The following is a 22,399-nucleotide window of genomic DNA, read 5'->3' on the forward strand; positions in this document are numbered from 1 at the left end:
CTAAGTTCAAAACCTTCTCTAGCCGTCCATAACGACTAATTCGTTAAGCGACTGCCTAAACCACTCACTCGCTCTGTTTTCACCTTAATCCCACGCTTCAACACATTTGTATCGCTGAACATCATCAGTCGTTTCTTCGCACGTGTAATACCTGTATAGATAAGCTCCCGCGTTAAAATAGGGCTGAAATCTGGCGGCAAGATCATTAAGGTCAGATCAAATTCACTACCCTGAGATTTGTGTATTGTCATTGCATAAGCCGTTTCATGATCGGGCACTCGGCTTGGTAGCACAGCTTTTACGCTGCCATCGGGCAACTCAAAATAGACCTTCAAACGAGGGGTTAAGTCAGGTTGACTAGAACCCGCCTCAAGCATACAGATACCAATATCACCATTGTACAAACCCAAGCCATGATCATTTCGCGTCACCATAACAGGACGTCCGTGATACCACAGCTCATCATTATGAGGGCTCACCAAACGCCTTGCGGCCAGTGCTCTTTCAATTCTGTGGTTGAGGCCTTTAACACCAAAATCCCCTTCACGAATGGAACACAACAGTCGGCATTGGCTGAACAAATCGAGTACCGATTTCGCTCTCGCTTCTTGAGTTTCTAACTCTTCCAACGGCACATTCATTCTATTGAGGTACGCACCATACTCGTTAACCAAAGTACGCAGCATCAGGTTATAGCTGTCACTCGACAGAGGGTGGTTTTCGATATCGCCAAAATCTTTGGCAAACACTTGGTCTACTTGATTCGCAGAACCATTATTGATTGCTTTTGCCAGCTGACCGATACCGGAGCGCGCATCGAAACGATAACTCTTCTGCAGCATACACAAGCTATCCGCAATCGCAGGCGGATTCACCGCTCCAGCTTTGTCTTGTCTTGGTTTAGCTATCGCATCAAAACCTGTCATCTCTGCAATCAAATTGCCTTGCGCTGTGCTGTACCCTGCAGAGTTGAATGAACAGATATCACCGAGCACAGCACCTGCCTCTACTGAAGCGAGTTGGTCTTTATCACCCAATAAGATGAGCCTTGCGTGCTCAGGAAGTGCATCCACCAGCTTATACATCATCGACAGATCAACCATTGAAGCTTCATCCACTACCAAGATATCAAGGTGGAGTGGATTGCGTCGGTTATGTCTAAACTCAGCACGGTTAGGAATCGCGCCGAGTAATCGATGTAACGTGCTCGATTCAGTTGGTATGTTGGCCTTCACTTCAGGCGCTAATGGCAGCTGCTCAATCGCTTTACCAATCGACTCGGTTAAACGCGCCGCCGCTTTACCCGTTGGTGCCACTAGCTTAATCGTTGGCGTTTTACCTTGGCTGAGCGATTGCTCGATCATCGCCGACAGTAATTTGGTTACTGTGGTCGTTTTACCGGTACCCGGCCCACCGGAAATCACCGCAAAGCGACGACTCAGCGCCACCGCGGCTGCCACTTTTTGCCAGTTCAAACATGCCGATAACGGCACCAAGTCGTCCAACACATCTAAGTCCGTTACCTGCTTAGCTTGTACAATCGCTTGGTCGATTGATCCCCAATCTAAAGCCTGCTCATTCACAATATCAAGATGGTCACACACCAATTGTTGACGTAATACCTGAGACGTTTGTTGGCTTGCTTCAGCCTTGGCTAAGGCGTTAAACAGAAAATGATAGCTACGTGCAAAAAGCAGATTGAGCGTTTCAGTCAGCGCTTTTTTCTGCTCAGTATTGAACTCTACCGGCTTACTTAAACGGTTTAAGGTCTCAGCCAACACAACTTCGTAGTTCCAATAACGCTGTAAATAGACACGCTGCCCATCGAACATTAGAGGCTTAACACAATCGTTGGTCGTTCCCACTAAGTTTGATGATTGAAGCACAGCCACCCAATCAATACCCAACAGTTTTTGGTTCAATTGCAGTGCAGTTTCACCGTATAACCCAAGTAACTGAGCAAGATCTGCCGCTAGTTCAGGGCCTGTCGTATGCTGCTGTATAAGCTGAGTACAAATGTGTCCTTTGCCTAATTCATGGCTCACTACCCCCGCGAGAAAGCCGATCTCTTGAGGGTAGCTCGTGGCTTGCTGAGCAAGAAAACGGGCAAATTGATAATCCAACTGACGAATAGAACCCTTATCCGCAAGAAACTGGAGTACATCCATCAGTTGCTCAGGAATAAGTGAAACTGGCTTTGCTGTGTTCGCAGTATCTATGCCGGTATTAGTGGTCGTTGTTGTCATTATAAAAGCCCCATCTGTCCAGTTTCATCGTCATTCAATTGTGCCGAACGTCTGTCTATCACTTTACCGTCAATCAATTGATCCATTTCATCAAGTAAAACCAGTGTTGGTTTCGCCGAGAAAATACCTTGCTGAGATTGGCCGTCCATTCCTCGTAAGAACAAGTAGTACACGCCACCAAAATGTTGTTCGTAGCTGTAATTGGCAACGCGGCTGCGTAAGAAACGGTGCAACGCCAATGCATAGATTTGATATTGCAAATCATAGCGATGGTCGGCCATCGCCGATTTCAATGCCTCGCCATGGTAGACAGCAACATCATCTCCTAAGTGATTCGATTTCCAGTCGAGTACATAGTATTTACCTTGGTGCTCAAACACCAAATCGATGAAGCCTTTCAACATACCTTGCACGGTTTGGAAACCTAGATCGCCCGCTTTGGCTGACAATGGATCGTGATATTGAATGGTTTGATTCAGTTCAGATGCAGCCAATACTTCGATCGGCAGTAAGAATTCCATCTCAACTAAACGTTGCGTCGAGTCTTTCTCGCTTAGCTTTAAGTTCTTGCCGTCTAATGCGGTGTTCAGCACTGTATCGACCAGTTGCTGAAGCACAGGTAGCCACTCTAATTCATATTGCTCTGATTCTAATAAGTGAGTGATTACTTGCGTGTTATGTTCACTGGTTGCTGGCTCGGTAAATTCAACCTCCTCAAACAAGGTGTGTAAGAAAGTACCTGGGCGAGCACCACGAGGGAACGTAAAGATAGAGCGTTCAGGCTCAATCAACTCAGACTCATCCTGCTCATCAGCCGAGTCAATATCAAAACCAGACACCTCAATGGTCGCGTCATGACTCGCACCGTGACTGCCCTGTTTGACAAGCCCCGAGTAACTGGTGATACGCCAAGCTCGGTCAATTGAAGCCTTGAGTTCATTAGCATGTAAGTCGTCACTCACTTGCTCTGTTTGTACAAACACCTGTTCATGAGCGGTTGGTGTTTCGGCTAACAGCACACTTGAATTTTTGCCTTCAATTGCCGTTAGAGCTTGATGCAATTCGGCAATACCCTGCTCTTGTCCGTTTTGAACCAAGTAGCCCATCGCACTCAAATGCACGCCTGTCGGTTCTTTGGTTGAACGCCCTTTACGCAGTGGCGCTATACCAATAAAACAGCCATAAACCGCACGAGTCAGCGCTACATAAACCAGGCGCAAATCTTCCGCTAGTCGTTCTTTATCGGCTTGCGCTAAGGCACTGTCGCTGCCAGTAATATCGAGTACTGTGGTGTCTGAATCATGGTCGTAGAACTTACCTTCACTCGCTTCACGATAGCTTGCAACGAACGGCAAAAATACTAAGTCATATTCCAAGCCTTTCGATTTATGAATGGTAACGATTTGAACCAAGTTTCTTTCTGATTCAAGACGTTGAATGTCGTCGTCACTGCCACCTAAACCATTTTGTGCATCTGAGATTGCTTCAGCCAGCCAACGCAACAAGCCATAGTCACTGTCGAGTTCTTGTCTTGCTTGTTGCAACAATTCGCCAATGTGCATTAAATCAGTGAGTGAGCGCTCACCATTTTCTTCTTCCAGTAAGCGTTCCGCGAGATGTCGTTTACTGATCACGCTGCGAAGCATTGGCAACACGCCGCGCTGAAGCCACAACTTACGATATTCTCTAAACTCGTTAACGACGTTTTCCCACACCACTTCATCGTTGTTGAGTTCATCCAATGATGCGGCATCCAGAGCAAACAACTCCGACGCTAAACTGGCGCGTAATGCTCGATCGTTTTCAGGTGTCAGCACAGCTTGTAGCAAGCGTTGAATATCTTGTGCGACTAAGCTGGTAAACACACTGTCTCGGTTCGACAAATACACACTCGCAATGCCTTGTTCAGACAGCGCATTTTTGATCAGGCGACCTTCACTGCCGGTTCGAACCAAGACAGCAATATCACCCGCATTCACGGCATGTTGTTTTTTGCCGTTATCAAAATAGGCTTGCTGGTTTTGAGAAGCGGTCAGAATGGTTTGAATTTGACTCGCCGTCGCCTCTGCCATTGCCTTGTGATATTCGCCCTTTGGTAACGGCTTATCTTCAGCCTCTTGCAGCCAAAAGGTGAGTGCGTGCTGAGTTTCTCCGTTCATTACCCATTGGCGTTTGTCGGCCGATGGACTGGCAGCAACGGGCAAGAATGGAATGTCTTGATCGTAGATAAACGGGCTATCCGAGTTCATAAAAACTTGGTTTACTGCGCTGACCATATCGGCACTTGAACGCCAGTTAGTGCCTAAGGTGTAGTGAGCACTAACTTGGTTTCTCGCCTTGATATAGGTAAAGATATCTGCGCCACGAAAGCCATAAATAGCCTGCTTCGGGTCACCGATCATAAACAAGCCGCACTGCGGATTATCGAGATAGATTCGGCTAAAAATACTGTATTGCAGCGGATCGGTATCTTGGAATTCATCGATCATTGCAACTGGGTAGAGTGTGCGAATTCTTTCCACCAGCAAGGACTGCTCATCGACATCAATCGACGCAGATAACTGAGTCAACAAATCATCAAATGATAACCACTGCTTTTGCTGTTTCGCCTTTGCTAGCATAGTTCGACAATGGGTAATCGCATGTGCCAGCAATGGAGCTTTCAAGTCGGCTGGGTGATTTAAGAAATCTTCAATCGCTTCGAAAACGGCATGCTGAGGTGCGACGCCTTTTGGTGTTTTTTCAATTAACGTTGCTTGTGAGAACTTCTCTAGTTTATCTGGAAACTGGTAATCATGAGTGTCGCTCTGCGCCCATGCTGTCACAGCTTCTAACCATGTCGGCAGAGATTTCTTAGTGTAGCTACGCTTGTTCACATCCGAAGCAGAGATCAAAGCCAAAAAGTCCGCTTCGGATTCACACCACAGCGCTTTAAGTTGCTTCACTTTATCTAGGTTTTGGTTGTGCAGAGTTTGCAAGTCGCCCGACATCGCATCTACCGTCAATTTCAGCGGAGATCCTGTCAGATAACGATTTACGTCTGCTAATAATGCAGCCGGTGAACCCCAGATATTACGAACCTCACCAGCCAGTTGAATGGGCAGCGGGTAAAACTGTTTACGCCAATAGTCAGCAACTACTTGTGCTTTTAGGTGGCTTTCATCGGTCACAAATTCGTTATCAAAGCGGCTTCCAGACTCAAAAGCATTTTGAGTCAACATTCGCTGACAGAAACCGTGAATGGTGTATACCGCAGCCTCATCCATTTGTCTTTCAGCGTTAAGCAGAGTTTTAGCCGCGCCAGCATGATCATCGATGGCTTGTAGCAAAGGAGCAATCACTGGGTCATCACTTTGCCCACGAGCAAACGCTATGCGAGCATCATGGATTCGCGCACGGATACGGTCTCGCAGCTCTGCGGTTGCCGCTTCGGTAAAGGTCACCACCAGAATTTGGTCTACAGTTAGTGGCTCATGGTGTCGGGTAGCTTCTGTAAGCTCTCCTGTTGGTGCTGCCGTGCCGTGTCCGAGCAGTAAGCGTAAGTACAAGCCAGCGATAGTAAATGTTTTACCAGTACCCGCCGATGCTTCAATTAAACGCGCGCCATGAAGTGGAAACGTCATGGTATTGAGTGTCTGTGGAGCAATTACCTGAACACTGCTTGTGGTCGTCATGCCTTACTGCCTTCTGATAAATATGTTGTTACAAATGTGACCTAGCGTGGAAAACGTCATTCAATTTACGTCCTACGCTGATTTGTTAATAGTTAGTGCGATCTCTCTCACGGATCAATTCGGATCGCCTCGCTACTATGCGCCCACGAGTTCAGGAGCGCGTACGAGTTTTGTACTTTATGGCGTTACTTTGAACCACAGAATAATGGTCCCTCTGACCTGTGGCCGTACAGCGAACGCCCTACACTAATAATGATTTACTGGCGGCCACTTTATTTCCTGTACCTTGCTTCTCTTCGCCTTGATTCCCTTCACCAGGAAAGCAAGCATCCCAAATGCTGACCAGCGACTCTCTTTCATCATTCAATAATTCAGCGCAAACGCTACTGATCTTGTCGATCACTGCCACTTACTCCTGATCTTCCAGATCAGCCGCCGCCAACCTTGCCGCCTGTAACACAAGCGTTGAATACATACGCGACTCAGCAGCCAGCTCATCGTCCCATTTAGGCCAAATACGCGAGATGTAGGTATCTCGCCCCTCGCCAGTGAAAGCGAAGCTGTCATTAAAAGTATCGGCCATTTTCTTAAGTGACTTCTCTTCATCATCGACCCATTTACCACGGCTAAAGCCCGCTTCAACGCCAGCCAATGCGGTTTTCGGGAAGTAAGGCAGTGGTGCAGTCATACCTTGATAGAACAGTCGTACTAACTCCGCCAACAAACTCTTCGCCTGCTGCGCATCGCCAATAGGCTGTAGCGTTTGGTGAACCACGCCTTCTTTTCTGTCATAGCCAATAATATGAGTCGTTTTGCCGTGGCCCATCACTGCGCAACACAAGTGATCGATCCACGCGGCCAAGTAATCTTGAGAGCGTATTTTGCCACTACGAAAACGCACTAAACCCGATTGATAGTTTTGAGTAAGCCAGCCCATCAAACGAACCGGTTTGCCTTCACCTAGCACGTCAAATTCAATATTTACCTCAAGATCTTGCTGTGGCTGCCCACTTACAAATCGAATCTCTTTGGCTAAGTCTTCTGCTTGAACACGGTTGGTTTCAAACTCGATATCACCAAAAGCACCAACCGGTAATCGACCTTGGGCTTTTTGCTCAGAAACAAACAAGCGAACCGCTTCATCTGCTCCTTCTGGGTGATCCAACAGTACCTGCAGCAGCGCATCTTTAAGCTGGAAGCTTTCTAAGCCATTAAGCACGAACGGCTCGTCGTCTTCCATTACCGGAAGCGGTGGCTCAAACACTACCTTTAGGCGACGATTAAAGAAGTATTGCACTGGCAAGCGCCAGAAACGCTGTAGCTCAACCAAATCGAGTTCTAACGGATAGCTCGCACCAAGCAAATAGTCATCCAAAGCGCGATTGAATTCACCACTGCGCTCACCGGAACGGTTAGCTGCAGGAAGCCATTCTTTGGCGTAGCTCAATACATGACTTGCATCACCTTGCGTAAAGGCTGCTGGGCTAAATGGGGTCATGGTGTGCTCAAAGCTGATTGCTTGAGTCAACTTGATACCAGAATCATCACTTGGTAGCGCTTGGTCTTCACTTAGGCAGTAGTTCTGCTGGCAGTACTCAATCAACTCAGAAACCAATACCGAAGGCACTCGCTCAGTATTATCTTGAATCGAACGACCGACATAGCTGATGTATAAACATTCTTGCGCCGACAACATCGCTTCTAAGAATAGGTAACGGTCATCATCACGACGAGAACGATCTCCCGGACGAGTGCGTCCGTTCATCAAATCAAAACCTTCCGGCGGCATTGAGCGTGGGTAAACACCGTCATTCATGCCTAATAGACAAACAGTTTTGAACGGGATAGAACGCATCGGCATCAGGGTACAAAAGTTCACTTGCCCCGCTAAGAAACGCTGACTGATACGCGCACCCGACAGTTTATTGTTTAAGTACTGATAGATAATGCTTAGCGATAGTTCTTGTTCGTACAAGGCATCATCAAGCTGTTCATTCAGTTGAGAAAGTGCATCACGAATCGACTTAAGCACCACCTCGCCTTCTAGCTCAACGGCGAAGAAATCATCAATCATTTGCAGCAAGGTTTCACGCCACATATCGATGGATTGCGTCTCAGCAAGGCGTTGACGGTAATGGGCAATACGATCAATAAAGTGCGCTAACTTACCAGCAAGTTCGGCGTTAATGCCCTGAACTTCGTTATAAACTGCAATTGGAGAGTGTCCAGTTTCAAACAAACCTGCGGAATCCGACATCGCATAACCCAGTAACATACGCTGGATACCAAATAGCCAAGTATTTTGCTCGGTGGCAGGCAAATCAAACTCTGTTGCCGTAGAAGAATCGACGCCCCAGCGGATACCCGCTTCTTCAACCCACTGCTTAGCTTGTTCAAATTGAAATTCATCAATACCGAAGCGTGCCATCATCGCTGGGATTTCTAATAGCTCTAGAAGTTCAGAAGCTAGACAACGCGTGTTCGGTAACGCGACCAATTGCATGAAAGCGGTCAGAATTGGGCTTTCTTGGTCTGCAGTTCTATCAGAGATCGAGTAAGGGATATAACGCTCACCCGGAGCATTACCAAATACCGCCTGAATCGCTGGGCTATAAGCATTAATGTCAGACACCATCACGATGATATCGCGTGGTTTCAGGGTCGGGTCGGCATCAAACATCGCCAATAGCTGGTCATGAAGAACTTCCACCTCACGCATTGGGCTGTGACACGCATGTACAGTCAGTGAACGATCGCCAAGCTCAACCACCTGTTTATGATTGCTGGAATCTAAGATGTGATCAACTTGATGTTCTTCTAGCTGGAGAATATCGGCTTGCAATTGATGGAGCAGGCTGTCTCTCTCTACATCAATAAAGAACTCGTGCTCTTCACTGTCTGATTGAGATAGCAAAAACAGGTTATCTCTGCCCAATTTACCCATAGACGCCAACAAGCTATTACCGACAGCTTGGCTAGTATGCAGTTCATCTTCAACGTTGGCTTCAATGCCACCTTTCAGTGGTGATACTTCGCCTTCTAGTTGAGGTAAACCATCAACCAACGCAAACTGCTTACGACGCTGGGCTTCAACTCTTGCCAAGTATTTACGATCGCGAATATCGCCCCAATAATGTTGGCAAGGGTTGGTAAACATCAAATGAACATCAATCTGCTCACCAAGTGCTTTCAACGCGTCCATATAACGAGGAGGCAGCGAAGAGATACCAAACACAAACAGACGCTTAGGTAAGTGTTGTAGCTGACCTTGTTGATTGGCTAACGCTTCAATAAAGTCGTGATACAAGTTACCACGGTGATACTTCGATTGGCCTTGAGACAGGGTTTGCTCATAGAGTGTCTTCCACAAAATTGGCTGCCAAGGATGTTCTTGTTGCCCCCCATCATCAATTAACTCGGCAACGGGCTCTCCCGCTTCCCACATCGCCATCCACTCCGGTCGATACACCAAGTAACCATCGAAGATGTCGGCAATTTTCTCTGCCAATTGGTACAACTTCGAATCATCTTCGTCGTTTTCAAGGTAGCGTTGTAGAGGTAAAAAATCAGGGTGGTCAAGCTTAGCGGGTAACAAACTCATCAGCTTCCATGTCATCGCTTCCTTGTTAAAAGCACTGCGTTTAGGTACATCAGGAAGCACTTGGGTAAACATATCCCAAATGAAGGTTGCTGGAAGAGGAAAGTCTATATTTGCTGCTACACCAAACTCTTTGGCGAGTTCCATCTTAAGCCATTGAGACATACCTGGGCTCTGAACCAAGATCTGCTCTTTTTCGAAAGGGTTGGCTAAAGGATCACTTTTGATTAAATGAACGAGGAGGATTTTTAAAGTATCAACTTTATTGGAATGGTAAACAGTAAACAAAGTGCACTCACGCTAATCTTGCCACAATATAAAGCCAGATTAGCATAAGTGCTGAGTTTGGATTAGGAATATAAGCTTATGAAATACTGAAAACTTAAGCTCCGTTTATCTTTTGAACTATTGCTTCTTACAATCTACTGCCTACCGCGCTTAGAACACGGTGAGGTTTGTAGTTCATGTAGTAACGAACCGCCACATAACCTACCACCAACGTCGCAACAATCAGCTCTAAATAAGCTAGGTTAAACACTTGGTTAATGTAATGCGCTTCAATACCTTGTGCTTGCATCCACGCAGCCAATTTAAATAACGCTGTTGCACCAATCACGATTGGGAAGGTAAACGCTGCATAACCAGGGCTAAATGGAAGACGAAGTAGTTTGAAAAACGCCATATAGATAATGAACGTCATCAACACTGCAATACCAAATAGTAAACCAATGATCACAGGTGAAGGGTTAGCAGTAACGGTTAAGTAACCCGCCAAAGATAGGCTTGCCGGTGCTGCCATAATCGCAATCGTTGGTTTTGCAGCATCTGGCACTTCGTGAGAGAAGATCAAACGGTAAACCATGATTGGTAGCATTACTGCGTAAACCAATAAGCCGAATACCAAAGTCGCGTTAGCTACTGGCTCTAAAACTGGATTACCTGAGAAAGAGACGTCAGCGACGATAATACCGATCGGTGGCACAAACCAGCTTGGCACCATGTGGTGAATCTCAAAGTTTTTAGCTCTGTGGTACAAAAAGCTCATTAGAAACACAACATGCAAAGCCACAGAAGCCAACCACATAGCTTCTTGTAAGAATTGAGAGATTGGCGCCAAAGACGCTGACACCACCATGCACCCCATTGCAAATGTTGGTACCACACTGCCGACAACAGGGTGAGCAAGATCTTCACGCAATAGGTGACCATGAATCAAAAATTTCACAGCTAAAACAAGAAGTAATACCGCCGCAATGCCAGCACTGATCCACTGCACCAAACCCGGTGTGTGTAAGATACCTTGTGCGACTAGAACACCATCCCAACACCAGCCTAAGCTTGCAATTGCGAGTGCTAACCCTGCCATGGGTGTTGGAGCTCCTGTTAATCTATATTTAATACGTTGAATCATGTCAGCCTCTCTTAAACCTAATTCACTAAACTTGTGAACTCATCAGCTTGTTGAAGCCATAATACGCTTGCGCTTCGTTAAACAATATCCAATTATATATAACAAGTGTTCATCAATACTGAACAGAATCCATTTTCACCAGCAGAGTAAAACTAGGAATCTGATGGCTAATATTTCAATAAAACAGCTCAAAGTGTTCGTCACTATTACTCAGCACTCGACATTGACTGCTGCCTCTGAGGCTCTGTTTCTGTCTAAAGCTGCGGTCAGCATGGCACTAGGCGAAATGGAGAAACAACTCGGCCACTCTCTATTTGACCGGGTCAACAACCGATTAATTCTCAACCAAGAGGGACATAAGTTACTTCCATTGGCGGATGAAATATTACATCGTGCTGCTGGTATTGATGTTTTGTTCCGTGATGATCAGCCTTTAAGTGGCAATCTAAAGGTCGGCGCGAGTGACACGATTGGTAATCAGGTCGCACCGTTTATTTTGTCAGGCTTTCGCGAACGAACTCAACATCAGGATCAAAGCTTGTTCATTTCAAACAGTGCACTGATCTGCCAAAAGTTGGTGGATTATGAACTTGATATCGCGCTAATTGAAGGAAAAACATTACACCCTGAACTCATTTCGAGTCAGTTTAGCAGCGATGAAATGTGTATTATTGTTAGTAATCAACATCCTCTCGTTGCCAAAGAAAAAGTGACTTTAAGCGATTTGGAAGATAGTCACTGGATTCTACGTGAATCAGGCTCAGGGACCCGCGAGTTTTTCCTTCGTGCCGTTGCGCCTCGCATCGAACATTGGTATGAATCCTTTGAACTCAACACCACTGAAGCGATCATCAATTCAGTTTCAGCCAATCTTGGATTCGCTTGTTTATCACGATTGGCGGCGCAACGAGCGATTGATTCAGGCCGAGTGAAAGCGCTCGATGTGCCACTCGACATGAAACGACGTTTCTGGATGCTGGTACACAAGGACAAATACCAGAGCCCACTACTGAAATCTTTCATGAGTTATTGTGAAGACTGGGCTACACATCAAGATTGAGGCCGCATTGTTAGGGCTCCAACTGGACTTTTAACATCAGAAACTGTATAAAAAGCCAGTAAAATTTATCAAACTTAGAGGATTAACCATGGCTGTTATCGTCAAGTACGTGGTGGAACGCAACGGAGAAGAGAAAATGACTTTTACCTCTAAAGCCGAAGCTGACGCATACGACAAAATGCTGGATATGGCTGATGAGCTTTTTGAACTGTTAGGCAAAAGCGATTTAGTTGAAGATGAAGGCAAGCAAGAAGAACTTGCAATGTACCTAGCGAAGAACAAAGAAGAAGTTCTTTACGCATTAGGTGCTAAGCGTAAGCCAGCTCCGAAAAAAGCTAAGAAGCTTGAAGCTGTTGAAGACGCAGAAGAAGATGCAGCTTAACTAGCTGATACCTTTCTAAAAAACGTCAATGACGCCTCTAATCAGAGTTCGTTATTGGCGTTTTTTTATACTTATCGAAATATAATGAAGCTTGTTTATAGTCGAAATCGCTCTAAACATTCGCTTGCATGAAAGTGTGAGGAAGATCTAATCTATAGCCATCAGGTGATGGGGTTCCACCTAAGCTTTTGCTTCAACCGCCCGTTCTTTCCGAACAGTGCTAATGACTCCTACAGAATCGAAAACAGGTAATACTGTTGGACGTATCGCTATTCCTCCATTTTGAAATGGACTTAGTCTATTAAGACCAAGTTCCATGACACCTTTGGATTATCGATACTCAAGATCTGTAGTGAATTAGCCGCACCTCTTCCAACACGTCCTGTTTTCTCAACGCCCTAGGCCTTAAATGGCTCTATAAGTGAGAAAACATTATGCACTACTCTTCAGAAATTCAATCAATGTGCCCTATTCAAAGGGGTGATCTTCACAATTCAGCTCCAATTCCAGTTGAAGGCGCAATGGTTAGCCCAAAAGATGTCATCGCTATTTCTGGCTTAAGCCACGGTGTTGGCACTTGTGCACCACAACAAGGTGCTGCAAAACTGACTCTTAACGTAAAAAACGGCATCATCGAAGAAGCATTAATCGAAACGATTGGTTGTTCAGGTATGACTCAATCTGCCGCGATGGCTGCGGAAATCCTCACCGGAAAAACCATTCTAGAAGCGCTGAATACTGACTTGGTATGTGACGCGATTAACGTCGCGATGCGCGAAATCTTCCTGCAGTTTGTTTACGGTCGAACTCAGTCGGCTTTCTCTGAAGGTGGCCTAGAGATCGGCGCAGCACTAGAAGACTTAGGTCAAACACAGCGCAGCCAAGTTGGCACCAGCTACTCAACCGCAGCAAAAGGCGTTCGTTACCTAGAGCTTGCAGAAGGTTACGTAACCAAGCTTGCACTTGATGATCACAGCGAAGTGATTGGCTACGAATATCTCAACCTCGGCAAAATGATGAAGGCGATTAACCAAGGCGTGCCAGCGAATGAAGCGGCCGACCTTGCGACAGGGACCTATGGCCGCTTCGATGAAGCCGTGACCACTATTAACCCACGCCAACAGTAATTTTGCCAATTTAGAGGAAAGATATGATGAACACTCAATTTAATGAATCAGTAACTCGCGTATTGGCAGAAATGAACTTCGACTCGTTGGAGCAAGCAAACCAATACTGTTTATCACATAATGTCGACCCAAAAGCATTAGTGATGGACACCCAACCTATCGCTTTTGAAAGCGCTGCCGATGCTTATATCCTAGGCTCAGCACTGGCGCTATTTCGTAAAGCCACCAGCGCAGAACAAGCCGCTAATATTATTGGTGAAGGTCTTCAAGCATTCACCAAACCTGGCAGTGTTGCTGAACAACGCCAAGTTGGTATTGGACATGGCGCGCTAGCCGCTCGTCTTCTCAATGAAGAAAGTCACTGCTTCGCCTTCCTTGCGGGTCACGAATCTTTTGCTGCAGCAGAAGGTGCGATCAAAATCGCACTAAACGTCAACAAATCACGTCAAAACCCATTGAAAGTGATCTTAAATGGCCTAGGTAAAGATGCCGCTTATCTTATCTCACGCATCAACGGCTTCACTTACGTGCGCACTCAATACGATTACCAAACAGGTGAACTTGTTGAAACAGAACGTCGCCGTTTCTCACAAGGCCCTCGCGGCGACATCTTGTGTTACGGCGCTGATGATGTTCGTGAAGGTGTGGCTATCATGCACAGAGAAGAGGTGGATGTCAGTATTACGGGTAACTCAACCAACCCTACTCGCTTCCAACACCCAGTAGCGGGTATCTACAAAGCAGAACGCACTCGCCAAGGTTTGCCATACTTCTCAGTTGCTTCAGGCGGCGGTACAGGTCGAACATTGCACCCAGATAACGTAGCAGCAGGCCCAGCGTCTTACGGCATGACCGATACCATGGGCAGAATGCACGCTGATGCTCAGTTCGCAGGTAGCTCTTCAGTTCCTGCTCACGTGGCGATGATGGGCTTCATCGGCATGGGCAACAACCCAATGGTCGGATCGACGGTTGCATTGGCTGTGGCAGTGAGTGAATCTCAACACGCATAACGACAAAGTGAGTCCCACAATCTGCCTGTTATGTAGAGTCTGTTAGTTGAGAATCAAGCAATAACGGACGACTAAAACTCTACACCTATCACTAAAACCAAACAGCCAGCCTTATGCTGGCTGTTTTTTATTCACACTTGCTCTACTATCTATTTCTAATAATTATTTGTATCTAAGATTAAATACATTCTGCTGTCGTATTTGGCGAGCGCTTCGTTAAAGCCGTTGGACCAAGCGCACTGAACGTGATTACTCGAATGATGGGGTTGATACTCGCGGTAATCGGTATGCAGATGTTGATTGAAGGGATTGAGCAAGCTTATAAGGCACTGTTTATCTAAAGAGGGGATTCACAGGAGAATGTTGATTAACGCACCAATCAATTTGTGTTGATCTGCAGTGTTTTCTCATTGCAGAAAACTATCTCTCAAAAGACAAGCAATATCATTTTACAGACTTTATCCCGATACGCCCTTTCATAACGAGGGCGCTCTCTTTATGATGAACGCAATTAAATTAACTTTGCTAACGGCAGCGCTTGTTATTCGAGCCGTTGTTTTGGAATAGCAAAATCAAGACTCAACACATGGAGATTCAACATGGCTTATTTTTCACTAGCCTTCGGTACGGCAACCAAAAATCGCGACAATAAAATCATTGAAGCGTTCTTCCCTAACCCGCTTCTAAACCCAAGCGACGCTCTTGTAGCAGCTGTAGCTGAAGTGTCAGGTTACGCTGAAGGCAACCAAGCTATCGAAATCTCTGCTGCACAAAGCGCAGAACTGGCGAAAGCATTCGCAGCAAACGATGATGCAGCTAACGCATCTTTCGCAGAAAAAGCGGCAGCGTCTGAACAGCCACTTGTTCTTGTTGTTCTTGCTACTGACGAGAAGCCAGCATCAGTTGCTGAAGGCTTCCTAAAGCTACAACTTATCTCTAACCGCCTAGTACAACCACACGGTACGGTACTGGACGGCATCTTCGGTCTACTGCACAACATCGCATGGACAAACGAAGGCCCTATCGACCTACCTGAGCTGGCTGAGCGTCAAATCGAAGCTCGCCTTGCAGGTCGTGCTCTGTCTGTAGATTGCGTAGACAAGTTCCCTAAAATGGTGGACTACGTAGTACCAACAGGTATTCGTATTGCTGACACTTCTCGTGTTCGTCTTGGCGCACACGTAGGCGAAGGCACAACAGTAATGCACGAAGGTTTCATCAACTTCAATGCTGGTACAACTGGCGTGAGCATGGTTGAAGGTCGTATCTCTGCGGGTGTTGTTGTAGGTAACGGTTCAGACATCGGCGGCGGCGCTTCTATCATGGGTACTCTGTCTGGTGGCGGTACGATGGTTATCTCTATCGGCGAAAACTGCCTACTAGGCGCAAACGCGGGTCTTGGCTTCCCTATGGGTGACCGTTGTACAGTTGAGTCTGGTCTTTACGTGACTGCGGGTACTAAGGTTCGCATGCTAGATAAAGAAGGCAATGAAGTAGAAATCATTAAAGCTCGCGATCTTGCTGGCGTGTCTGATCTTCTGTTCCGTCGCAACTCAATCACAGGCCAAATCGAGTGCCTAGCGAACAAGTCTGCGGTTGAGCTAAACAGCGAGCTGCACAGCAACAACTAATCTAAGCACTAGATGCTAGATGCTAGATGCTAGATGCTAGAAAATAATAAGCCGCTGGGGTTCAATCCAGCGGCTTTTTTGTATGTTCTGGGAATCATTATTTGCCCCATTGTGTGTTTCGACCGATTGAACAAACTCTTCACTAAAGCATCATTTGACTTACTTTTTTTCATGCCTAGAACTCTAACTATCTAACCAAATTTGCTAATCCACTACACTATCAGTTAAAGAGATTATTTAGCCTAACGTGATAGTAATTAGCTAAATCGCTTTCGCCCCAAAGCGCCCTAGGAACTATAAATTAGTGGCCAACATTACTTAGCCACAACAAAAGGCTTCACACCTATTCCTTCCCGATGTTTTAGCCTTATAAAGGGAATTGTCAGCTTGTAAAAACAAGTTATCGGTATCAATAACTTTTCCTTTGATAGTAGAAATGCCAATACTTACCGTGACAACACCTGCATCGGTAGAGTATTCATGAGTCATTGCTTCAGCTTGTATATTTTTTCTTATTCTTTCTGCGACATATTTTGCATCACGGAGGTTAGTATTGGGCAATACAGCCACAAACTCTTCTCCACCATACCTTACTAGTAGATCAGAATCTCTATACACATTTTTTCTTAATTGGCTAGAAATTATCTTTAGCGTTGTATCCCCCGCAGCATGACCATAATTATCATTGTAGTTTTTGAAATTATCAATATCTATAATCAGAAGTGACAAGGGCTCACCAGATCGCATTGCTAAGGCTGAAATTTTTTTTAAATATGCTGAATAAATACGACGATTATATAGCCCTGTCAAAGGATCAATCTCGCTAAGCTCCTTTAATTTTATATTTGCCTCAACTAATTCTTTTTCCTTAAGGTCAAGAAGTTTTTGAAGCTTTACTTGCTCAGTAATATCACGACTAATACCGAACATTCCTATCAACTCACTTCCTCCATCTTTGTAAAGAGGCCATTTACAGGTAGATACCCAGCCCTCATTTCCCTCATTATCTGTATAAGGTTCGATTGAGGTTGTTTTCTGTATTCGACCTTCGATTATTTTCTCATCTTCCTTACGATACATTAATGCATGTTCATGAGGAAACAGATCAAAGTCATCTTTATCGTGAAGTTCCCTCCATGAGTTTTTCCCGACAAGCTCTGCAAAGTTCTGACTGCACAATATGAACCTATAATTCATATCCTTAAAGTAGATGTAATCGCTAGTAATAGATAATAAGGACATGAAGTGACTGAGGAAATTACTTTGCATATATCTGCTCTCTTATTTTTCGGGGGCTCACAAAATGTCAGCGTTAAATTGTCCGTCAATATGAAAGATAGCTGACTTGGCCACCTAAACCAAGTCACTACCTTCATTACCTAAGCCAATCGAAGTTGGTATTTTAGGTCTACTGATAGTGGATATATGTATAATTAAGCAAGTTGTTGTGGCTAAGTGAATTTGGCCACTAATTTAGAGTGAACCAACAACATTTTCTATCTCGCAATGTGCCCCATTGCGACTTAGCGAGTAAATTGTTACGGTCACATTCCACCAGTTGTTTGGAGTTCTCTGCCTTCAAAAGTAACCATAAATAGTTTTAGAGTGTAGCTTCCTAAAATAGTGGTATTTAATATGCTATTCCCCTGTATATTATGCATCTTAGTAATTACAGGGTATAAGGAAGGGTATCATTATGGAGTCTTGTTTGATTTTCTTTTTAAATCATCGTGTTACTTTCTTTTTGGCGGTGTGATGTAAATATTACAATAGTCTGTGACGTGGTGTAGTGAAATAGTTAATTTGGCTACAAATTAAAAGGTTAAACCACTGCGGGTAACACATGTGATGGTCAATGGAGTGAGGGCATTCGTTAGATTCCTTCACTACCCCTACAAAATCTAATGTGTATTACTATCGACTAGTACAATAACTCTAGCAAGCTTTTGTCCAAAAGTTTGTTATACACACATCCACTATACGGTGATCCCTACACCACACTCACCACCAAAAAAAGCGCAGACCTTTCGATCTGCGCTTGTGGTTATTGTCCCGATAACACTGTTTAAATCGTTTTCAATTAACCCACGTTCTTACGTGCGTTTTGGAACATACGCATCCAAGCGCCATTCTCGCCCCAACCTTCCGGAGACCAAGAGTTTGCAACCGTACGGAATACACGCTCTGGGTGAGGCATCATAATTGTCACGCGGCCGTCAGTCGTTGTTAAACCTGTGATAGCGTTTGGCGAACCATTCGGGTTATTCGGGTATTGCTGCGTTTGGTTACCGTTGTTATCAACGTAACGTAGAGCAACCGTACCTGAGTTTTCAATCGCGTTTAGGTGGTCGTTATCACGTACTTCTACGCGGCCTTCACCGTGAGAAACAGCGATTGGCATACGAGAACCTTCCATGCCGTTGAAGAATACAGAATCTGACTTCTGAACTTCTACTAGGCTGAAACGTGCTTCAAAGCGCTCAGATTCGTTGCGAACGAAACGTGGCCAGTACTCCGCACCTGGGATAAGTTCACGTAGATTCGACAGCATCTGACAACCGTTACACACACCTAGAGAGAAGGTATCTTCACGCTTGAAGAAGTTTTCAAACTGGTCACGAGTCGAGTCATTAAACAAAACCGACTTCGCCCAACCTTCACCAGCACCTAGTACATCACCGTAAGAGAAGCCACCACATGCCACAAGGCCGTTGTATTCTTCTAGTACCGCTTGACCTGTTAGGATGTCGCTCATGTGAATATCAGTTGCTTCGAAGCCTGCACGGTCGAATGCTGCTGCCATTTCAACGTGAGAGTTAACACCCTGCTCACGTAGAATCGCCATCTTAGGCTTAGCACCTGTGTTGATGAACGGCGCTGCGATGTCTTCGTTTACGTCAAAGCTCAGTGTCACGTTCAGACCTGGGTCCGAGTTGTCTTTCTTCGCTTCGTGTTCTTGGTCAGCACATACTGGGTTATCACGCAGACCTTGCATCTTGTGCGTTGTCTCAGCCCAGATAGTACGTAGTTCAGTACGGTTACGTTCAATCACTACAGACTCGCCAGACTTAATCACTAGTTCATCTGATGCTTCCCCTTCACCAACAACGCTGCCAATCACATGAGAACATGCTTCTAGACCGTTAGCTGCAAGAGTAGAAAGTACTGCGTCTAGGTCGTCGTTACGGACTTGGATTACTGCACCTAGCTCTTCGTTGAACAGTGCTGCTAGCGTGTCTTCACCTAACGCTTCAATGTTTGCATTAACACCACAGTGACCTGCGAATGCCATTTCTGCTAGCGTTACGAATAGACCACCATCGCCTTTATCGTGGTAAGCGACAACTTGGTCGTTCGCTACAAGTGCTTGAACGCCTTCGTAGAAACCTTTTAGTTGCGCTGCGTTGTCTACGTCTGCTGGCTTGTCACCAAGCTGCTTGTAAACCTGTGCAAGTGCTGTTGCACCCATACGGTTTTTGCCGTTACCTAGGTCGATAAGAACTAGGCTTGTATTACCTTTGTCAGTGCGAAGCTGAGGAGTAATCGTCTTACGAACATCTTCAACACGTGCAAACGCAGTGATAACAAGAGATAGCGGAGACGTTACTTCTTTCTGCTCGCCATTCTCTTCCCACTTAGTCTTCATCGACATTGAGTCTTTACCCACTGGGATAGTTAGACCCAGAGCTGGACATAGTTCTTCACCAACCGCTTTCACTGCTTCGTAAAGACCTGCATCTTCACCTGGGTGACCTGCTGGAGACATCCAGTTCGCCGACAATTTAATGTGTTTGATATCGCCGATGTTGGTCGCAGCGATGTTTGTGATTGCTTCACCAACCGCTAGACGAGCCGATGCGCCGAAGTCTAGTAGTGCCACTGGCGTACGCTCACCAAGAGACATCGCTTCACCGTGGTAAGAATCGTAGCTTGCTGCCGTAACCGCACAGTTAGCAACAGGAACCTGCCATGGGCCAACCATTTGGTCACGAGCTACAAGGCCTGTTACCGAGCGGTCACCGATAGTAATAAGGAATGTTTTCTCAGCGACAGTTGGCAAGCGAAGAACACGGTCAACCGCTTCGTTCATCTCGATGCCAGAGCGGTCAATCGCAGGGTTGTTCGCTTTTAGCGTTTTCGCGTCACGGTGCATCTTAGGTGTTTTACCTAATAGGATGTCCATAGGCATATCGATTGGCGTGTTGTCGAAGTGTGAATCTTCTAGTTTAAGTTCACGTTCTTCTGTTGCTTTACCCACCACGGCATATGGTGCACGTTCACGCTTACAAATTGCGTCGAATGTTGCCATGTCTTTATCAGCAACCGCCATTACGTAACGCTCTTGAGATTCGTTACACCAGATCTCAAGTGGGCTCATGCCCGGCTCATCGTTTGGCACATCACGTAGGTTAAAGATACCGCCACGCTCGCCGTCGTCTACTAGCTCAGGAAGTGCATTCGAGATGCCGCCCGCGCCCACATCGTGGATAAATGCGATTGGGTTCGCATCACCTAGCTGCCAACAACGGTCGATCACTTCCTGACAACGACGTTCCATCTCTGGGTTTTCACGTTGTACAGAAGCGAAATCAAGATCTTCTGAAGAAGAACCCGAATCCATTGAAGATGCCGCACCGCCGCCAAGGCCGATGTTCATCGCAGGACCACCAAGAACGATTAGGCTTGCACCTACTGGGATCTCTTTCTTCTGAACATGATCATCACGAATGTTACCTAGACCACCAGCCAGCATGATTGGCTTGTGGTAACCACGTACTTCTTCACCTGCGTGAGAGTTTACTTTCTCTTCGTAAGTACGGAAGTAACCTAATAGGTTTGGGCGACCAAATTCGTTGTTGAATGCTGCACCACCAAGAGGTCCTTCAAGCATGATATCCAAAGCAGTAACAATACGGCTCGGCTTACCAAAGTCAGTTTCCCAAGGTTGAACGAAGTTCGGGATCTTAAGGTTAGATACTGAGAAAGCAACCAGACCTGCTTTTGGCTTACCACCAATACCTGTCGCGCCTTCATCACGGATTTCACCGCCTGAACCTGTCGATGCGCCCGGCCACGGAGAGATTGCCGTTGGGTGGTTGTGCGTTTCAACTTTCATCAAGATGTGTGTTTTCTCTTGGTGGTAGTTGTACTGACGAGTTTCTGGATCTGGGAAGAAACGACCGACTTCAGAACCTGTCATTACCGCTGCGTTATCTTTATAAGCAGACAGAACGTGTTCTGGTGTCGTTTCAAAGGTGTTCTTAATCATCTTGAACAATGATTTTTCTTGCTTAACGCCATCGATAGTCCAATCAGCGTTAAAGATCTTGTGACGACAGTGCTCTGAGTTCGCTTGTGCAAACATCATTAGCTCGATGTCAGTCGGGTTACGACCTAGCTTCTCAGTGAAGCTTTCAAGAAGGTAATCAATCTCATCTTCTGCAAGTGCAAGACCTAGGGTAACGTTTGCTTTTTCAAGCGCTTTACGTCCACCAGTTAGTAGGTCAACTTCCGCATAAGGAGCAGGCTCAGCAACGGTAAATAGTGCCGCCGCTGATTCGAAGTCAGTGAAAACCACTTCCATCATACGGTCGTGCAGGATTGCTTTCAGCTCAACAAGTTGAAGTTCAGAAAGTTCAGCAGAGGTTTCAATGTAGAAAGCAGTACCGCGCTCTAGACGTGACACTTTAGCCAGTCCGCAGTTGTGTGCGATATCTGTTGATTTTGAAGACCAAGGCGAGATAGTGCCTGGGCGTGGCGTTGCAAGCAGCAGTAAACCTTCAGGTTCATGCTCTTCAATCGTTGGACCGTAAGTCAGTAGCTTTTCTAGCTTCTCAACTTCAGACTCATCTAGGTCTGCCGTTAGATCAGCAAAGTGGGCAAACTCAGCGTAAATACCTGTTACAGGTAAGCTTAATTCACGACAAAGCTCTAAAAGCTTGTTAACACGAAACTCAGATAGAGCTGGGGAGCCACGCAAAATTCTCATGTGCTTACGTCTCTTATGCAGTTGATTAAGGTAGTATTGGAATAAATTCAGTGGGTTAAAGGAAAAACCTAACTGTTTTCTTCGAAGCTATTCCCGAAGGTTTAAAAACCTATGCCGATCCCACCTCTTCAATGCGAGCGCATTATAAAGCATTTCTTTTTGTGACGTAACACCAAAAGCAACCGTTTGCGTGATTTTTTTTATCTTTCTGCGTAAATGGTACTTTTGCTGCATTTATCACCACTTTTACAACTGTTTAATTAAACCT

Annotated in this window: 12 protein-coding genes, 1 pseudogene and 1 riboswitch; of the genes and pseudogenes, 6 read left to right on the forward strand and 7 right to left on the reverse strand. The window is 45.7% G+C overall.

The genetic code is table 11. The features are described 5' to 3' along the window. Positions 1-35: 35 nt before the first annotated feature. From recD to AB6E78_RS08460, 5 genes are all read right to left on the reverse strand, one after another. Positions 36-2,246, reverse strand: a complete 2,211-nt coding sequence (gene recD, locus AB6E78_RS08440; protein ID WP_372111445.1) for an exodeoxyribonuclease V subunit alpha — start codon at positions 2,244-2,246, stop codon at positions 36-38. Then, positions 2,246-5,920 (reverse strand): exodeoxyribonuclease V subunit beta, encoded by a 3,675-nt coding sequence (recB, locus tag AB6E78_RS08445; RefSeq protein ID WP_372133011.1) that lies wholly within the window; start codon positions 5,918-5,920, stop codon positions 2,246-2,248. Before recB ends, recD begins: the two co-directional genes overlap by 1 nt. 241 nt (positions 5,921-6,161) lie before the next feature. Beyond that, complete coding sequence (locus AB6E78_RS08450; protein WP_198928498.1) at positions 6,162-6,323, reverse strand: hypothetical protein; 162 nt, start codon at positions 6,321-6,323, stop codon at positions 6,162-6,164. A gap of 6 nt (positions 6,324-6,329) precedes the next feature. Then, the gene (recC, locus tag AB6E78_RS08455; protein WP_372133015.1) at positions 6,330-9,806 is read right to left on the reverse strand and encodes an exodeoxyribonuclease V subunit gamma; all 3,477 of its coding nucleotides are present in this window, start codon (positions 9,804-9,806) and stop codon (positions 6,330-6,332) included. Positions 9,807-9,933: 127 nt separating this feature from the next. After that, positions 9,934-10,884: a TDT family transporter gene (locus tag AB6E78_RS08460; RefSeq protein WP_136978975.1), complete on the reverse strand. Its 951-nt coding sequence runs from the start codon at positions 10,882-10,884 to the stop codon at positions 9,934-9,936. Positions 10,885-11,092: 208 nt separating this feature from the next. On the opposite strand from AB6E78_RS08460, the gene AB6E78_RS08465 reads away from it, so the two are divergent. From AB6E78_RS08465 to dapD, 6 genes and pseudogenes are all read left to right on the forward strand, one after another. Further along, on the forward strand, positions 11,093-11,989 hold the full coding sequence (locus tag AB6E78_RS08465) for a LysR family transcriptional regulator (RefSeq protein WP_050645516.1): 897 nt from the start codon (positions 11,093-11,095) through the stop codon (positions 11,987-11,989). An 88-nt stretch (positions 11,990-12,077) separates the two neighbouring features. Continuing rightward, complete coding sequence (locus tag AB6E78_RS08470; RefSeq protein WP_008223840.1) at positions 12,078-12,371, forward strand: YebG family protein; 294 nt, start codon at positions 12,078-12,080, stop codon at positions 12,369-12,371. A 155-nt stretch (positions 12,372-12,526) separates the two neighbouring features. Then, positions 12,527-12,611, forward strand: a riboswitch (Fluoride riboswitch). A gap of 194 nt (positions 12,612-12,805) precedes the next feature. Beyond that, positions 12,806-13,498, forward strand: a complete 693-nt coding sequence (locus tag AB6E78_RS08475; protein ID WP_017071044.1) for an iron-sulfur cluster assembly scaffold protein — start codon at positions 12,806-12,808, stop codon at positions 13,496-13,498. 23 nt (positions 13,499-13,521) lie between these two features. Continuing rightward, a complete protein-coding gene (locus AB6E78_RS08480; protein WP_372131433.1) occupies positions 13,522-14,511 on the forward strand; it encodes a GGGtGRT protein in 990 nt (329 codons plus the stop codon). Between the two features lie 197 nt (positions 14,512-14,708). Continuing rightward, positions 14,709-14,852, forward strand: a pseudogene (locus tag AB6E78_RS08485) (MarC family protein); the annotation flags it as partial. A 258-nt stretch (positions 14,853-15,110) separates the two neighbouring features. Beyond that, on the forward strand, positions 15,111-16,142 hold the full coding sequence (gene dapD / locus AB6E78_RS08490) for a 2,3,4,5-tetrahydropyridine-2,6-dicarboxylate N-succinyltransferase (RefSeq protein WP_017059885.1): 1,032 nt from the start codon (positions 15,111-15,113) through the stop codon (positions 16,140-16,142). Positions 16,143-16,460: 318 nt separating this feature from the next. Here the strand turns inward: dapD and AB6E78_RS08495 are convergent, their stop codons facing one another. Beyond that, positions 16,461-17,411 carry a GGDEF domain-containing protein gene (locus AB6E78_RS08495; protein WP_102320243.1) on the reverse strand — a complete coding sequence of 317 codons (951 nt, stop codon included), beginning with the start codon at positions 17,409-17,411 and terminating at the stop codon, positions 16,461-16,463. Positions 17,412-18,222: 811 nt separating this feature from the next. Beyond that, positions 18,223-22,131 (reverse strand): phosphoribosylformylglycinamidine synthase, encoded by a 3,909-nt coding sequence (gene purL / locus AB6E78_RS08500; protein WP_372133019.1) that lies wholly within the window; start codon positions 22,129-22,131, stop codon positions 18,223-18,225. Positions 22,132-22,399 lie beyond the last annotated feature (268 nt).

Origin of the sequence: Vibrio sp. 10N.247.310.98, from assembly GCF_041467395.1 — a bacterium.
Classification (GTDB): Bacteria; Pseudomonadota; Gammaproteobacteria; order Enterobacterales; family Vibrionaceae; genus Vibrio; species Vibrio crassostreae_C.

Excerpts from the sequence above, each read along its gene's own strand:
- recD (WP_372111445.1), bottom strand. The coding sequence starts at position 2,246 with ATGACAACAACGACCACTAATACCGGCATAGATACTGCGAACACAGCA.
- recB (WP_372133011.1), bottom strand. The coding sequence starts at position 5,920 with ATGACGACCACAAGCAGTGTTCAGGTAATTGCTCCACAGACACTCAAT.
- AB6E78_RS08460 (WP_136978975.1), bottom strand. The coding sequence starts at position 10,884 with ATGGCAGGGTTAGCACTCGCAATTGCAAGCTTAGGCTGGTGTTGGGAT.
- AB6E78_RS08465 (WP_050645516.1), top strand. The coding sequence starts at position 11,093 with ATGGCTAATATTTCAATAAAACAGCTCAAAGTGTTCGTCACTATTACT.
- AB6E78_RS08470 (WP_008223840.1), top strand. The coding sequence starts at position 12,078 with ATGGCTGTTATCGTCAAGTACGTGGTGGAACGCAACGGAGAAGAGAAA.
- AB6E78_RS08475 (WP_017071044.1), top strand. The coding sequence starts at position 12,806 with ATGCACTACTCTTCAGAAATTCAATCAATGTGCCCTATTCAAAGGGGT.
- AB6E78_RS08480 (WP_372131433.1), top strand. The coding sequence starts at position 13,522 with ATGATGAACACTCAATTTAATGAATCAGTAACTCGCGTATTGGCAGAA.
- dapD (WP_017059885.1), top strand. The coding sequence starts at position 15,111 with ATGGCTTATTTTTCACTAGCCTTCGGTACGGCAACCAAAAATCGCGAC.
- AB6E78_RS08495 (WP_102320243.1), bottom strand. The coding sequence starts at position 17,411 with ATGCAAAGTAATTTCCTCAGTCACTTCATGTCCTTATTATCTATTACT.
- purL (WP_372133019.1), bottom strand. The coding sequence starts at position 22,131 with ATGAGAATTTTGCGTGGCTCCCCAGCTCTATCTGAGTTTCGTGTTAAC.